Annotated in this window: 12 protein-coding genes; 2 read left to right on the forward strand and 10 right to left on the reverse strand. The window is 52.9% G+C overall.

Going from position 1 to position 15,885, the window contains the following annotated elements; translation table 11 throughout:
• Positions 1–124: 124 nt before the first annotated feature.
• From feoB to AC5FXQ_RS16725, 3 genes are all read right to left on the reverse strand, one after another.
• A complete protein-coding gene (gene feoB / locus AC5FXQ_RS16715; RefSeq protein WP_493603556.1) occupies positions 125–2,278 on the reverse strand; it encodes a ferrous iron transport protein B in 2,154 nt (717 codons plus the stop codon).
• Positions 2,279–2,289: 11 nt separating this feature from the next.
• Positions 2,290–2,538 carry a FeoA family protein gene (locus AC5FXQ_RS16720; RefSeq protein WP_007657272.1) on the reverse strand — a complete coding sequence of 83 codons (249 nt, stop codon included), beginning with the start codon at positions 2,536–2,538 and terminating at the stop codon, positions 2,290–2,292.
• Positions 2,539–2,786: 248 nt separating this feature from the next.
• Positions 2,787–5,237 (reverse strand): bifunctional UDP-N-acetylmuramoyl-tripeptide:D-alanyl-D-alanine ligase/alanine racemase, encoded by a 2,451-nt coding sequence (locus AC5FXQ_RS16725; RefSeq protein ID WP_493603557.1) that lies wholly within the window; start codon positions 5,235–5,237, stop codon positions 2,787–2,789.
• A 164-nt stretch (positions 5,238–5,401) separates the two neighbouring features.
• On the opposite strand from AC5FXQ_RS16725, the gene AC5FXQ_RS16730 reads away from it, so the two are divergent.
• A complete protein-coding gene (locus AC5FXQ_RS16730; protein WP_493603558.1) occupies positions 5,402–6,352 on the forward strand; it encodes an EamA family transporter in 951 nt (316 codons plus the stop codon).
• Between the two features lie 76 nt (positions 6,353–6,428).
• On the opposite strand, the gene AC5FXQ_RS16735 is transcribed toward AC5FXQ_RS16730, so the two are convergent.
• The 3 genes from AC5FXQ_RS16735 to AC5FXQ_RS16745 form a co-directional block, all read right to left on the reverse strand.
• The gene (locus tag AC5FXQ_RS16735) at positions 6,429–6,791 is read right to left on the reverse strand and encodes a hypothetical protein (RefSeq protein WP_493603559.1); all 363 of its coding nucleotides are present in this window, start codon (positions 6,789–6,791) and stop codon (positions 6,429–6,431) included.
• Between the two features lie 103 nt (positions 6,792–6,894).
• Positions 6,895–9,480, reverse strand: coding sequence for a DUF5686 and carboxypeptidase regulatory-like domain-containing protein (locus AC5FXQ_RS16740; protein WP_493603560.1), 2,586 nt, complete (start codon positions 9,478–9,480; stop codon positions 6,895–6,897).
• Positions 9,481–9,679: 199 nt separating this feature from the next.
• Positions 9,680–10,561 (reverse strand): DMT family transporter, encoded by an 882-nt coding sequence (locus AC5FXQ_RS16745; protein WP_493603561.1) that lies wholly within the window; start codon positions 10,559–10,561, stop codon positions 9,680–9,682.
• Positions 10,562–10,865: 304 nt separating this feature from the next.
• Here AC5FXQ_RS16745 and AC5FXQ_RS16750 point away from each other — a divergent pair, with 304 nt between their 5' ends.
• Positions 10,866–11,348, forward strand: coding sequence for a regulatory protein RecX (locus AC5FXQ_RS16750; RefSeq protein ID WP_493603562.1), 483 nt, complete (start codon positions 10,866–10,868; stop codon positions 11,346–11,348).
• Between the two features lie 2 nt (positions 11,349–11,350).
• Here the strand turns inward: AC5FXQ_RS16750 and AC5FXQ_RS16755 are convergent, their stop codons facing one another.
• Genes AC5FXQ_RS16755 through AC5FXQ_RS16770 form a run of 4 tightly spaced genes read right to left on the reverse strand, consistent with a single transcriptional unit; the run spans position 11,351 to position 15,751 of the window.
• Positions 11,351–11,986 carry a DUF4230 domain-containing protein gene (locus tag AC5FXQ_RS16755; RefSeq protein WP_493603563.1) on the reverse strand — a complete coding sequence of 212 codons (636 nt, stop codon included), beginning with the start codon at positions 11,984–11,986 and terminating at the stop codon, positions 11,351–11,353.
• Positions 11,987–12,043: 57 nt separating this feature from the next.
• Positions 12,044–12,943 (reverse strand): 1-aminocyclopropane-1-carboxylate deaminase/D-cysteine desulfhydrase, encoded by a 900-nt coding sequence (locus tag AC5FXQ_RS16760; protein ID WP_493603564.1) that lies wholly within the window; start codon positions 12,941–12,943, stop codon positions 12,044–12,046.
• 51 nt (positions 12,944–12,994) lie between these two features.
• Complete coding sequence (locus AC5FXQ_RS16765) at positions 12,995–15,436, reverse strand: YfhO family protein (RefSeq protein ID WP_493603565.1); 2,442 nt, start codon at positions 15,434–15,436, stop codon at positions 12,995–12,997.
• Positions 15,437–15,478: 42 nt separating this feature from the next.
• The gene (locus tag AC5FXQ_RS16770; protein ID WP_493603566.1) at positions 15,479–15,751 is read right to left on the reverse strand and encodes a DUF4834 family protein; all 273 of its coding nucleotides are present in this window, start codon (positions 15,749–15,751) and stop codon (positions 15,479–15,481) included.
• Positions 15,752–15,885 lie beyond the last annotated feature (134 nt).

Consider the following 15,885-nt stretch of genomic DNA (forward strand, 5'->3'; position numbering starts at 1 on the left):
TTCCGCGAAGCAGGACTTAACTACTCAGAAAGCTTTCCAATTCACAGCGCCAGCGCCTTATGTGGGAGCACAAAAAAAGCCCGCTCCTTTTGGGAGCGGGCTGATCAAATGCTGTATGCGCTGCTTAGCTCATCAATTGAAAAACGGCGAAAGCGGATACATACGCCAGACCTGTCATATACACCAGCTGCGCCAAGGGCCACATCCAGCTTTTAGTCTCGCGACGAACAATGGCCAGGGTGCTGATACACTGCATGGCAAAGGCGTAGAAAATCAGAAGCGAGAAAGCCCGCGCCGGCGTGAAAAACGGATTGCCATCGGCATCCTTCTCTGACATCAGCTTGTCTTTGATCGTGCTCACGTTCTCTTCCTCTCCTATGCTATAGATAGTGGAGATCGTGCCTACAAACACTTCACGAGCGGCAAAGGAGGTAAGCAGCGCTATACCTATCTTCCAGTCATAACCCAGCGGACGGATGGCCGGCTCGATCGCCTGCCCGAACTTGCCCGCGTAGCTTGACTCGAGCTGGTAAGCGGATACCAGGTTATCGGTTTGTTCTTCGCTAAGGCCTTTGGCTTCGGCCTCTGCTGTGGCACGCTCCTCGGCACGCTCAAAACTATCGCCGGGACCGTAAGAGGCCAGCACCCATAGGATGATGGAAACTGCCACTATAATCTTACCTGCCTCCAGCACGAAAGTCTTCGACTTCTCAAAAATGGTTAGGCCCACGTTTTTCCAGCGCGGCATCTTATACACCGGAAACTCCATGATAAAATAGCTACGCTCACGTGCCTTCAGCAATACTTTGAGTAATAGCGCCGAGAAGATGGCTGACAGAAAGCCCAACAGGTATAAGCCCATCAGCACGATGCCCTGCAGGTTCAGGAAGCCGAAGTAGTACACCTCCGGCACCACTAACGCAATCAGCACCGTGTACACCGGTATGCGGGCCGAGCAGCTCATGAGCGGCGTCACGAAGATCGTGATCATGCGGTCTTTCCAGTTCTCGATGGTTCGTGCCGACATCACAGCTGGCACGGCACAGGCCACACCTGAGATAAGCGGTACCACGCTCTTGCCATTCAGGCCGAACTTGCGCATGATCTTGTCCATCATGAAAGTAACACGGGCCATGTAGCCGGTTTCCTCCAGAATGGCAATGAAAGCAAACAGTATCGCGATCTGGGGTATAAAGATCAGTACACCACCCAAACCGGCGATTACGCCCTCGGTGAGCAGGTTGATCAGTGGTCCGCTGAAGTTCTCCTGAATAAGTGTATTGAGTCCGGCTATACCTTCGTCGATCAGGTCCATTGGGTAGCTGGCCCAGGCAAACACCGCCTGGAACACCAGGAACAGCAGCGTCAGGAAGATCAGGTAGCCGAACACGCGGTGCGTCAGAACCTGGTCGAGCTTGTTACTGAACTTCTCCTCTTCTTTCGCTTTTTCGATGCGCACCACATCGAGCAGGAGCTCGTTAATGCGCACATAGCGGGCTATCGTTTCATTGGCCTGCACCGAATTCGACTTAAAGTCAATCGTCTCCAATAGTTGGGAGATCCAGGTCTTGTCCTGTTCCGAAAGGAAGCGCAGGTTCTTATACTGGTGCATGTAATGCAGCGCCAGGTAATCGTTGCGCAGGTCGAAACGTTCTTTTACCTGATTTACCACCTGTTTCAGCTCCTCCGGAATCTCAAAGAAAGTAGCTTTGGTAGGTGCCAGCTGCTGCGACATCACGATCTTGAGCGCGGCTATACCTATGCCTTTGCGGGCATTGAGTGGAATAACCGGCACACCCAGTTCACGTTGCAGCGCATCGATATCGATCTTCACACCTTCTGTCTCTGCCACATCCATCATGTTGAGAGCCAGCACGGCAGGTATGCGCAGGTCTACCAGTTGGGTAAACAGCAGCAGGTTACGCTTCAGGTTAGAGGCGTCGGCCGTTACGATGACAAGATCCGGGTAATGCTTGGAGGCCGGATCGTAGAGCAGGTCGATGATCACACGCTCGTCCAGCGACTTCGGATACAGGCTGTAGGTGCCCGGTAAGTCAATGATCTGCGCCTTCAGGTTGGGAGTGATGTGGCTGATGCCCGTCTTCTTGTCGACAGTAACACCCGGGAAATTGCCCACCTTCTGGTTAAGGCCTGTGAGTTGGTTGAATAGTGAAGTTTTACCCGAGTTCGGGTTGCCAATCAAAGCAATTTTAGCCACCGGCTGATGGAGCGTTGCTTTTTTGGCTTCTGGCGCTTCCGCCTCTATGGTAACAGCCATGTGGTAATAATCTACTTCAGCAGAATGGTTTCAGCTTCGTCTAAACGCAAAGAAAGTGTATAATCATTCACAATGATCGTGACAGGATCACCAAAGGGGGCCTTGCTGTTCAGTTTTACAGCGGTACCAGGTATGCAACCCATCTCCAGCAGCTTGAGTGCCATCTCAGGGTCATTCAAACAGCATATCTCTCCGCTCTCCCCGATCTTCAGATCGCGCACACTCTTCTGGGCCTGTGTTTCTTCTGTCCTATTACGCACGATTTCTCTTCTTTTATTTAGACTCGTTATAAACAACTGCAAGATACAAGCTGTTCCCCGGTATTGCAAAAGAATAAAGCTGATGATTTGAGGATTAGGAGAATTGAAGATTTGAAAGTTGGGAGCTCTTCTAATTGTTTAATGTACTCATGTGAGAAATAGGGGACTATAGCGCCCCCTGGCAAACCAGCTTTTACTCCCCCTCCATCCAAAAACCGCCAAACCCCTAATTCTTCAAATCACAAAACCTACTCCGAGAAGAAGATGCGCTTGACACGGGTGCTGACGTTGGTGAGTAGTTCGTAAGGGATGGTGCCGATGCGCTGTGCCAGCTCGACCAGCGTGAGCTGCGGGCCGAACACAGTGACTTCATCGCCTACTTTAGCAGGTATACCGCTCACATCGACCATGCACATGTCCATGCACACATTGCCGATGATGGAGGCTCTTCTGCCATGGAGCAGCACCTCACCAGCACCGTTGCTGAAACGGCGGTCATAGCCGTCGGCGTAACCGATAGCGATGGTAGCGATGGTCTTGTCGGTGTCGGCTATACCTTTGCGGCTGTAGCCCACGGTTTCACCTGCACGGATATGCTTGATCTGGGAGATAGTCGTTTTGAGGGTGCTGACTGGCTGCAGGGCCTCCTGCTCCGAGCCGGTGGCTTCCACGCCGTACAGCCCTATTCCTAAGCGCACCATACCCAACTGATGCTCCGGGAAACGCACGATGCCTGCCGAGTTGAGAATGTGTTTGAGCACGGTATAGCCGAGGCGGGCTTCTACTTCAGCAGCTAAAGTCGTGAAGTTTTGTAGCTGCATCCGCGAAAAGTCATCGTGCAGGGCTTCGTCAGCCCCGGCCAGATGGCTGAAGGTGCTGACCACCCGCACCTGCGGATGCTGCTTTAACAAGGAGAACAGCTCCTCAAAGTCATCACCTGTAAAACCTAAGCGGTGCATACCTGTGTCAAGTTTCAGATGAATCTTGTAGCTGATGTCCGGCTGGGCAGTTATCAGAAAATCGCGGAGCAGTTCCAGAGAGTAAATCTCGGGCTCTAAGCTATACTGGTGCAGTTTGGCAAGACTATCCGGTGAGGGATTCATGACCATGATCGGCAGCGTAATGCCGTGCTCGCGCAGACTCACTCCCTCATCCACATAGGCTACTGCCAGATAATCTACCCGGTGGAACTGTAGCAGGTTGGCTACCTCAAAGCTGCCGCTGCCGTAGGCGAAGGCTTTTACCATCACCATCAGTTTGGTGCCAGATGCTAGCTTGGAGCGGTAGTAATTGAGGTTATGGACCAGCGCATCCAGGTTGACCTCCAGCACCGTGCCGTGCACTTTCTGCTGAAAAGCCTGCACGATCTTCTCGAAACTAAACACGCGGGCTCCCTTAACCAACACCAGCTCATTGCGGAACTGCTCAGAGCTGAACTGCTGCAAGAATTCGGCAGTGCTGACATAAAATGCCGTGTCGCCGCTAAACTTAGCGCCGTGCGCCTGTATGGTAGGCCCAATCCCGATCAGGCGCTCCACCTGGTGGGCTCTGGTCAGGGCAGCCACCTCATTGTAGAGTTTCTCCTCCGCCATACCTGACTCCAACAGATCAGAGAGAATCAGGGTGCGCCTACCGCGCTTCGGCTGACTGGCCAGCAGATCAAGAGCGATGGAAAGGCCGCCCAGGTCGTTGTTGTAGGTATCGTCGATCAGGTAGCAGCCGTTGATCGCTTCTTTCATTTCGAGGCGCATGGCCACAGGCTGCAGCCGATCCATGCGGTCCTGTATGTCGGTGAGCGACACACCTCGGTGCAGCAACACCGCTAAGCAGTGCAGGGCATTCTCTACGGAGGCATCGTCTGTGAAAGGTATAGCCAGACTGTGCTGCTCGACCCGGAAGGTATAGCGCACGATGGTTTTGTGACCGGAGATGGTGCTGCCGCTGATCTGCACATCCGCCAGCTGTTTGCGGGACCAGGTGAAAGCAGGTATACCTTTCGCCTGCACCGCTTCGTGCACCAACTCGTGATCTAAACAGTAAAAAAGCAACTCCACCTGACTGAACAGCTGCAGCTTTTCTGCTACCTTTTGATGTCTGTCAGTAAAGCCTTCGTCGTGGGCGCTGCCGATGTTGGTAAACAGACCGAATGTCGGCCGGATCACCTGCTGCAGCTGCTGCATCTCACCCGGTTGCGATATACCTGCCTCAAATATGCCGAAGGTATGGTTCGAGTCGAGTTGCCAGACCGAGAGCGGCACGCCGATCTGGGAGTTGTAACTGCGCGGGCTCTTCACCACCAGTTCCTCCGGGCTCAGCAGTTGGGCCAGCCACTCCTTCACGATGGTTTTGCCGTTGCTGCCGGTGATGCCCAGCACAGGTATACGGAACTGCGCCCGGTGCCATGCCGCCACCGCCTGCAGCGCCTTTAAGCTGCTTTGCACCTGCAGGATGTTGGCCTCCGGGTACAGCTCCGTTAGTCCGGCTGCCTCTTCCACCACAAACTGCCGCACACCTAGCCTGTACAGCTGCACCAGGTATACATGCCCATCGTTGTGCCGTCCCTTGATGGCAAAGAACAGCGTACCCGCCGGCTGCGAGAGCTTGCGGCTGTCGGTGAGCAGGTGCACCACGGGGCTGTCCTGCAGCAACTGTACAACAGTGCCTCCAGTAATGGCTTGAAGCTGGTGAAAGGTGAGCATAAACAAATCGGATTTCAGGCTCAAAGATACTATTTCGGACGAAGGGATGTGAGGAGCAGCAAGAATTAAAGCGTCGGGCAATCAATGTTAAAACACGATTACAAGAAACTATATAGCAGCATTTTCAAAATCAAAACGATACCTTTGCGCTCTTTTAATTTGAAATGGAAACAACGAACACTAAACCATACTATGCGGCAGGTATAGCAGCCTTCGTGATCTGGGGCTTTATACCTTTCCCGCTCAAGGCCCTGGCTGACTACCCCAGTGGGCAGATCCTGTTCTTCCGGGTAGCGCTTTCTGTCGTACTGCTACTGCTGATCACGGTGCTTTTCCGGCGAAAAAATCTGATGCAGACGCTTGCACTTGTGAAGGCATCCAAGCCACGGGAGGCACGCAAGTTTCTGCTCTTCACTTTCCTGGGCGGCTCGCTGCTGACGATCAACTGGCTGGCGTTTATCTACGTCATCAACCACATCAATATCCAGACGGGCTCTTTCTCCTACCTGCTCTGCCCCATCCTGACGGCGGTGCTGGGCTTTGCCTTGCTCAAGGAAGAGCTGCGGGCTAACCAATGGGTGGCCATCGGGCTGAGTGCGCTGAGCTGCGTGCTGATCGGAACGGGCGAACTGACGAGTTTGCTCTTCAGTCTGCTGATCGCGCTGAGTTATGCCTTTTACCTGATCACGCAGCGCATTCTCAAGGTATACGACAAGATCGTGCTGCTCACGCTGCAGCTACTACTCTCTTTTGTGTTCATCGCTCCCTTTTACGGGCAGCTCAAGGGAAGTTCAGAAGTGGCGCTGGACGGGCATTTCTTTCTAATGACAGGTATACTAAGTGCCGTTTTTACGGTACTGCCGCTCTTCCTGAACCTGTATGCGCTCAAGGAGCTTACTTCGGGCACCATCGGCATCCTGATGTACATCAACCCGATCCTCAACTTTGTGGTGGCTTTCCTGTACTTCAACGAAGAAACCACGGCGGTAAAAGTAGCTGCATACGTGCTGATCTTTATCTCGGTGATCATCTACAACATCAACCTGAAAGGACGCAAGAAAACCGGCGCCGGTATGGTCATTCCGCCAGTGGGTACTACGGCGGTGGTAAAGTAGCGAAAACCAGTCAGAACAAAGAGGCCATACCTGTTATGCGTACAGGTATGGCCTCTTCGTTTTCTATTAGATCAGCTTACTGATCTCTTGTACCATCAATGCGTCGGTTAGGCGGAGTCCGGATTTCAGGACGCTGGTTAGGATTCTCCTCTACTTGTCTTTGTATGTCCTGCTGTACTTGTTGGCGGGCAGCAGTATCTACGTTTGAGGGCAGATTCCCAAAGCGGTCAGCCTGTTCGCCTGTTTTAGCGGTGTCGCCGATCGGAGCCGGGCGCGGATTGCTTAGGTTTTGGGTTGATTCGCTTTGTCCCGTTATTGCCTCGGAGGTACTCGTGTCGTCTGTCGGGTTCGAAGCCGGTCTGTCGCCGCAACTTACCATCAGGGTAGTTACAAGGGCAGCTGCAAATCCGGTTTTAAGTATATCTTTCAGGTTTTTCATGGTCGTGTTAAAATATTTGTCTTCTCTGATTTCTAACGACCAACACGTGTATTAGGTTGTAAAACAGCCCCATCAGACAATTGCACTATCTACTGCGCTCCACTTAAAATCCGAAGCCTACCCGCACACCCGTATGCACCTTCTGCCGCTCCTGAAACGAGGTAAAGAAATCGACGCGCAGTACTTTAAAGATGTGCTCTATACCTAAGCCTAGCTCCAGGTAGTTATCCGACTCCAGCGTGTTCAGGTAGTGCAGGCTCACCACCTCCTGCCATTTCAAGCGGCGGAAGAGCGGTATTTTATTGAACAGAAAACCATTGAAATGGTGCTCGTAATGCCCTTCGAGGTAACGGTTATTGGTGCTATACCTGTAGTAGTCGAGCAGTTGGAAGCCGGTGTACACCCCCGCAAAGATGGTGCGGTTGCCGTTGAAGTGGCGGTAGTCCATCAGGCGCATGTTCTCCTTGCCCCAGAAGGTGCCTGCCGTGAAGCTGTACTCGCTGCTGCCCAGCAAGCCCAGACTAAAGTCGTCGGAGATGCGCAGCGCCACGGTTGTGTACTTCACGTCGCCGCCCAGCGCCTTAATGCCGCCCCGGTAGCCCAGCGAGAACGTAGGCCAGCGTGAGCCGATGTTGATCTTGCGGTCGGGGCGGGAAATGTAGTTCATGCCCGGTCGGAAAGCAACGGTAAAGGCAGCTGTCAGGGCCTGGTGTGGTTCGAATGAAGCGTCGGCCAGCTCGGCATTCTCAGGCACGTTGGAGGTAAAGCCGCCGCTACTGCTTTCCCGGAAGGTATAGTCAGTGGTGTTTTCCAGCGGAATGCGGTGACTGTAATCGAGCGAGGTCAGGATGGTAACCCCATTGAGTATTTCGGATCGGTAGTTCACCCGGGCGTAGTCGCGCTGGTACAGCTTGAGGTAGTTGCGCTGCAAGAGCAAGGTATAAACCGTGTTGGCAAACGGTGAGATCGGGTTAGTGGAGTTGATCTGGTCCACAAAGCGGCCACCCTCCACTGAAATCATGCTCCGCTTGATGGGGTCATAGGTATAGCCCAGGCGCAGTCTGGCATTCAGCTTCTCGTTGGAGAGCCCGTAGCGGATGGTTGGCTCAATTTCGTAGTAGCGACGGTCTTCGAAATTCTGCCGGTACTCCATGCCCACGTTCAGCACAGTGCCCTCCACAGTGTTGTACTGCAGCACACTGGGTCCGCCTGTTAGGCTGAACAGCGGGTCTATCCGGAAGTAGCGCCGTTCGTAGGTGTTGCTGTAGGTATAGCCGCGCATAAAAAAATTGCCAAAGGTCGGCTTGTTCCGAATGCGATCCACGGAGTCTTTGTATACCCGCGACTCGCGGATGACCTCCAGGCTGTCTTTGCGCTGGTAGTCTGTTTGCTCTTCCTCGGTAAGCGGCACCGGCCGGATCGCGTCCCAGTAGGCTGAGTCGCGGGTGTTCGCCTCCTTCTCCACCACCAGTACCTCTCGGCTGAAAAGCTTTTCATCGTGTATAGCAGGCTGCTCTTCGGGTGTGGCCTCTTTAGGTTTTACAACCCTTGCCCGCTGCCGTCTGGCGGGTTTGACTTCTACTGCCACAGCATCCTCCACCACCTCTGGTTCAGGCTCTACCACCGCCGGAGGACGACTGTAGGCTGGCTGCACCTTGTAGTTGGAGTATACGCCCATGGCATAGCCGCCCCCTTTAAAGCCAAGCCCCGAGGCCTCGAACGTGAAGCGCTGCGACACCGGCATCCACACGTGGTCCTGCACCGGCGCGTATACCTGCCGCACCCTTATGAAATCGACGAAATCAATACCTGCGTTTTTGGTGAGGGTGAGGTCGGTGCTGTGGATACGCCAGGTGCCGTCCACGATGTAGATGTTCCCCTGAAACACTGGATCATTTTTGCGCCTTGGTATGACTTTGATCTTGTTGATGGTGCGGCCGTTTTCCTCAAAAGTGCCGAGGTATTCGAAGCGGTAAAAGAAGAGCGCATTGTTGGCCAGCGGCGACACAAAACCCCGCTCGCTCAGCCCCTCCACCCTAAGCAGGTTATCATAAAAGCTGATGTTCATCTCCGAGGCCTGGTTGAAGCTGAAGCCCTGTTTCTTGCCGCTCACCTTAGAGGAGATCACACGCTCGTTTACCTTGTTCGGCTTTTTGAAATGCAGCTCCGACACCGACTCCGAAAGGTATACAATGCCCGTGTCCACATCCACTACCCGTACACCCAGCACCTTGCCTGGTACCTTGTCCATGCGGGCCACGCCTTTCATGTACACACGGGCACTCCAGGCATTCACTTCGTCGCGGTGGTACTTGCGCAGCCGGATGGCGTTGCGCATGATAGCGTAGGCCGGGTCCTCATCAGCTGCTTTCACCACCACCTCCTTCAGGTTGAGCACCTCCGGTAGCAGCTGCACGTTCAGTTCCTGCGTCCCCTCGCCTATCGTCACCGTTTCGATGCGGGCCCTGTACCCGACATATTTGAACTCCAGGGTATAAGTACCTGCCGGCAGTTGCAGTTGAAAATTGCCCTGGTCGTTGGTGGCCGTACCGCTGGCCGTTTCCTTGATGTAGATGCTGGCAAAGGGCAGCCCCTGGTTGTTTTCGTCGGTGATGCGTCCACGCAGGATACCCGCCATGGTGATGGCCGGCAGCAGGTATAGCAGGAAGAGTAAAAAAACAGGGCGCATGTACGATAGACTCTAGTCTTGATTGTTACACTTTACAATTTAAGAACTAACGACAAAACCCGCCCCTCGTGTTTAGCTTTTTCAGAATTTAAGCTTGTCCAGCCCTTTACAGGTATACATTTTTACATTGCTATACCTCATGCTATCCTCTGTCATTCAGCCATCATCTCGGTAGTATGTGGCGATGGTTGAACCACCGCTATACCTTCGGCAGCTTCGTTTCGTGGGCTTCGATCTCGCGCTGCGACAGCCGGTTTTTGTAGCGCACGTTCAGCACCACTCCCACCAGCACCAGCCCCATACCTATATAAGTTGCCAGCTCAAAGTGTTCGTCGAACAGGATAAAGCCCAGCGACAGCGCATAGATGATGCCGATGAAATTAAGGTTAGCGACTTTCGAGATCTCCTCAGCCTGATACGACATGGTCATGTAGTACTGCCCCAGCTGCGTGAGCACACCCACCAGCAGCAGAATGCCCCAATCCCAGCCGTCGGGCTGCACCCAGTTGAAGATGGAATAGATGCCTGAGATCGGCAGCGCCACCAGCGGAAAGTAAAACACGATCACCAGCGGGTGCTCCCGGGTATTGAGCCGCCGGATAAAGTTGTACGCCAGCCCAGAGAACACGGCACTCATCACGCCCAGCCACACATAGAATGAGTCGGCACTGGTATCAAAGCCCTCAATAACCAGGATACCTGCGAATGAAACGGCAAAAAACACCCATTGCCAGGACCTCACCTTTTCCTTCACGATGAAGATGCCCATGATGGTAGTAAAGATGGGCGACAGGTACTGCAGAGTAGCCGCCGTGGCCAGCGGTATGTTCTGCAGCGTGGTAAAGAACAGCATGAGCGCCATGGCACCGGCAGCTCCGCGAGCTATCAGCAACCCATAGTTGCTGCCCCACACGCTCACTCGCTTCATGCGCAGCACCACGAAACTCATCACCAGCGACACCACCGAGCGGAACAAAATCACTTCAATGGCAGGTATGTGTGGCACCATCTTTACGCACACATTCATGAGCGAAAAGAACAGCGTAGACAACAGCATATACCTGACTCCTCTTGAAAACATAAACCAGTATTATAATTAGCGGCACAAATGTCTGTTAAATTCAGATTAGTTGTGTGATTAATTGTCTGAATCAGGATTGAGAGGATTGGAAAAAGAAGGCCCCTACCCCCTACTCCCAGTATGACCACGATTGATTATTTTGGGGTCGAGTGAGTGCAGGGTTGCGTGTTGCTATACCTGAGAGAGCCGCAACTACGGTATCACTTAAATTAACTTCAAGAAAGCTTATCTTTGAATAACCATTCAAACTTTCCCGCAACTCTTTAGCACCTGCACGTGTTTTTATATTAGCAAAACGAACGATTTGGAACGTCAGAAAAAACAGAAAACCTACACCCCGAAAGAAGCCCTGATCAAGGCGGCAGCTTACTGCGCCTACCAGGAGCGCACGCAGCAGGAAGTGCGCACGAAGCTGTATACCTATGGCCTGGAACCGGATGATGTGGAAGAGATCATTGTGCGGCTAGGGCAGGAAAAACTACTGGACGAGGAGCGCTACGCCCAGGCTTATGTGCGGGGCAAGTACGGGCTCAAGAAATGGGGCCGTCGCAAGATCGTGCAGGGGCTCAAAGCCAAAGGCATCTCAGACTACTGCATCAAGCAGGGGCTTAAAGAAATTGATTACGACTTGTACGAGCAGCACCTGCAGCAGCTCCTCGAGAAAAAGAACGCCACTGAAAAAGAGAAGAACCCTTTCGCCCGCCGCCAGAAACTCACCTATTACCTGATGAGCAAAGGCTACGAAAGTGACCTGGTGCAGGAAGCTATAAAGCAGTTAGAAAAGTAGAATCACCTCCTCTTCGGCATTTCCGGATTCTGGATGCGGCGTTGCGGCACCAGCACTACTTTGCGGCCGGTCACTTCTTCTAAAATAGGCTTGAGCACCTTCTCTGCATTTACCTGTGTCTGACGCAGGATGCCGGAGTTGATAGCCGCTTCCTTCACATTGCTTTCGGCATAGCGGTAGCTTTCCTGCACCAGGTCGGCATCCTGGAAATAGGTGTTCTCCTTTGAAAAGACTTTGGATTTGCTGTGGTCTATTTTGTAATAGCAGATCTCAGGCTCCGGCAGACTGATCTGCACCAGCGAGTCGCCCTGGAAACGGATATCCTGTTCGGTCAGTTTGGTGAAATCAATACAGCCGACGGCTTCTCCAGTCACGATCAGCACCACTTTAGAGTTTGGTACCCAACGCGACACGTTTTTCTCGTACTCCACCACATCCTTAAAATTATAGCGTACCAGCTCCATCTTGCCAAGCTCTTCTACTGTGGTCAGGATAGTGTTGTGGTTTACGATGACTTCAGGTTGTTTCTCGTCGGGGCCGAATGTGTCTTTTACCTGGCGCCAGACAAACCAGCCTACAAGTAGCAGCAAAACAAAAGGGAGCAGACGGAATAAAAGTCGGAAAAGGGGCGTGAGCATTTTTGTCAGTTGTGATCGCTATTGCCTACACAGCAATTATGGTGCTAAAGTTCAAATCTATACCTCTACCCCTAGCCGCTCCTTAAAACCGGCATTGCCCTGCAATCCACCGGTGTGCACCGCCACAATGCGACAACCTTTCGGGAAGTAGCCTTCCCGGATCAGGTCGACCAGCCCGAAGAACATTTTGCCGGTATAGACAGGCTCGAGCGGCAGGTGGTGCTCCTGCTGAAAAGTGCGCATGAAGTCCAACAGCTCGGGCTTCACTTTAGCGTAGCCGCCGAAGTGGTAGTCGGTGACCAGCTGCCAGTTGTGGTAGTGCTGTCCGTTATACCTTTGGATTAGTTGCTCAATTTCCTCCCTCAGAAACTCGCCTCCCTTTAGTGCCGGAAAGCCAAGTACCTTCTTCTCCCCCTCCAGTCCTGCAATGATACCGGTTATGGTACCACCCGTGCCACTGGCGCAGCAGATGTAATCGTAGTCAATAGAGATGTCTGACACAATTTCAGTGCAGCCTTTCACAGCCAGGGCGTTGGTGCCTCCCTCAGGTATAAGATATGGCTGGCCGAACTCTTGCGCCAGTTGTTCCAGGTATACCAGGTCAGACTTCTGTCGGTAAGCTTCGCGGGAAATGTAGTGCAGCTCCATACCTGCCGATGTTGCAAAGCAGAGGGTGGGGTTGAGCGGCAGGTGCTCTTCGCCCCGGATGATGCCGATGGTGCGGAAGCCGAACTCCTGCCCCGCTGCTGCCACGGCCGCGATGTGGTTGGAGTAGGCGCCACCAAAAGTTAGTAGCGTATCGTGTTGCAGCCGCTTTGCCTCCTGCAGGTTATACTTCAGCTTGCGCCACTTATTGCCCGAAATAGTGGGGTGCAGCAAATCCTCACGCTTCACCCAAAGCGCTATACCCTGCTCCTCCCAGAGCGGGCTGTGCAACTGTTGCAGCGGTGCTTCCATTCGTTAAAAACAAAGGCCCCGATCCTAAAACCGGGGCCTCACCTTATTTATTTAGATCATTTCACCTTCATCTTCCACCGGCGTTTTGCGCATGCCATAGAAGATGGCCCCTCCGATCACCAGCAGCAGTAGGATCGACGAGATCAGCGACACCGTGTTGCCAATGGAGTAGGACTTTGGCTCAAACCTGAACTCGATGGTATGCTGCCCGGCAGGAACCTCCATAGCACGCAAAATGTAGTTTACGCGGATATGGTCTACTGGCTGACCGTTCAGGTAGGCCTGCCAGCCATCGGCGTAGTATACCTCTGAGAACACCGCCAGGCCGGCCTGCGCCGCATTAGCTGTATATTTCAGGTAGTTCGGCTGGTACTCGGTCAGTTCAATGCTAGAGCCCTCGGCGTTATAGCTGGTAGCTGCCGTCTTGAACTTCGACACATCTACTACAGCTGTGGTACTGGCATCCAGTTCGTTCAGCGCTTCGATTTCTTCATCCGGGTTGTTCACCGTCTTCACTTCGCTGACAAACCAGGCATTGCCCAGCGCACCCGGTAGACGCTGCACCGGCTGCTGCGGATCGCCCGTGATCACGTAGCGGGTGTTGAGCATACGCAGTACTTCCAGGTTGTTCTGTACGATGTGGCGGTCGATGATATCCTGGTAGCGACGCATTTTGGCACCGTGGTAACCACCCACTGACTTGTGGAAGTACGAGGTGCGGGCATCGTTAAACGGATTCGGAAGGTACAGCACACGGTAGTGCGGGTCTTTGTCCTGCAGGATCATCTGATCGGCTTTCGTCGGCTGAAAGTGGTTCTCCACCACACGCTTTTCAAAGTCACCGTCGTTGAGGTAGCGCTTGTTTACGCTCCACAGGTCAACAAGTATTAGCAAACCTATACCTGCCATGGCCATAGTGGCCGACACTTTGCCTTTGAGGTAGAAGTATAACAGTCCGAAGGCAAGGGCGATAAAGACGAATGAACGCAGGGCATCAGAGCGCATCATGCTTTCGCGGTCAGCACGGATGGCGTCTACCGGAAAGTAAGATTGTTGCAACTGCGGATCGACAGTTCCTACAAAGCTGGCCGAGCCGGCAAATACCCACACGAGCAAACAGACACCGGCAGTTATACCTCCTGAGATCAGCAGTTTCTTGTCCAGGTCTTTGATCAGGTCACGCTCACGAATAAGCTTGTAAAGCGCCAATATACCCAGCAGCGGCATCGTGATCTGCGCGATGATCAAGGCCGACGATACAGCCCTGAATTTGTTGTAGCCCGGGAAGTAGTCGAACATGAAGTAGTTGAAAGCCTCAAAGTTCTTGCCCCAGGCCAGCAAAATAGAAAGGATCGTAGCGCCCAGCAGCCAGATGCGGGTTGGCTTGTGCACGATGAAGAGGCCCAACACAAACAGAAATATTACAATGGCTCCCACGTATACCGGGCCGCTCGTCATCGGCTGCGGCCCCCAGTAAGTAGGTAAGCCTTGCTCAAGCGCCTGCTCTGCCTGTACCGGCGGCAAGCCCAGCCCCAGCAGCGCCTGGTAGCTCTGTGAGTCTTTATCGAGTCTGGTGTTGCTGCTGCTTCCGCCGTAGAAATCAGGTATAAGCAGCGTCATAGTTTCTCCTACGCCATAACTCCAGCTAAAGGCATAGTCACGGTCAAGGCCGCTGGAAGTCTTGTCGCCACTGTTCGCCACGCTCAGTTCCGACTTACCCCGAATACTATGTTGTGTGTACTCAGCCACAGTATAGAGCCTGCCAAAGTTCACGCCCACTGCCAGGATGGCCGCTATACCCAGCACTAGTCCACGCTTGATCAGGTCGGCAATTCTTCCCTCTTTGATGGCATAGATAAGCTCCACCACTATCCATACCAGCACCATCAGGAGCATGTAGTAGGTCATCTGGAGGTGGTTGAAGTGCAGGTTGAGCGTGAGGGCCAGCGCAAAGATGGCCGCCCCTATCCAGACGTTCCGCCTGAGCGCATAAAACATACCAGCCAGCACCAGTGGGATATAAGCAATGGTAAGGGACTTGGTGTTGTGGCCTGCCTCCAGTATGATGAAGTTGTAAGAGGTAAAGGCAATGGCTATGGCGCCAATAATGGACACCCAGGTATTGAGCCGCAGCGTGACCAGCAGAATGTAGGCACAGAGGAGCGTGATAAAGATATTGCCCGCCATAGCTGGCAGGTTGAAGGTCAGGATGGTATGGATGTAGCCTGAAAAGTCACCGGGATAACGGGTGTTGATCAGGTATGAGGGCATGCCGCTGAACATAGAGTTGGTCCAGAGCGTCTCTTCGCCGGTGGCCTCGCGGTAGTCTTGTATCTCTTTAGCGCCGCCCTTAAACTGCAGAATATCGTGCTGGGCTATCGCCTTACCCTCAAACAGAATAGGCGAAAAGTAAACGGCGGTAAGAAGAAGGAAAATCAGGATCGCGATGAGATGCGGAAGCACATCGCGCTTAAAGTCAATAGAAGCTGTCATATCTTTCAGGAAACCTCAGAATAGAGCTGAAAGATAGGCTTTTTATTTTATTTCTTCATAATCGACATACTGCCCGCCATTGAAATCCTTACGCTCCGGCTGCTCTGGTATGTAGTCGATCTTGACGCCACCCTGCTGCTTGCCATTGTTGTTGGCACGCGGCTCAGGCTGCGGCTGGTTCATGTTGGAGTAAAAGAAAGTGCCGTTGCGGAGGCTCTTCTTCACAAAAAAGGCCAGCAACCAGCGAAACAGGATGGGGGCTACTAATCTGATAAAGAAGATAACAAGTATGGTAACGAATATGAATTTAAGCATGATAGTCGGTTAAGGTATAGCCAGCACAAAGCAGCCGTCTATTAGTTAACAAAAACAGCACCTGTTCAGATACAATTCCCCTGCCAAAAAGTTTTTGTCTGTCATTTCGGCGGGGCTTATGCAAAGATAAGGAA

The sequence above is a fragment of the Pontibacter sp. LHS1 genome, from assembly GCF_058932855.1.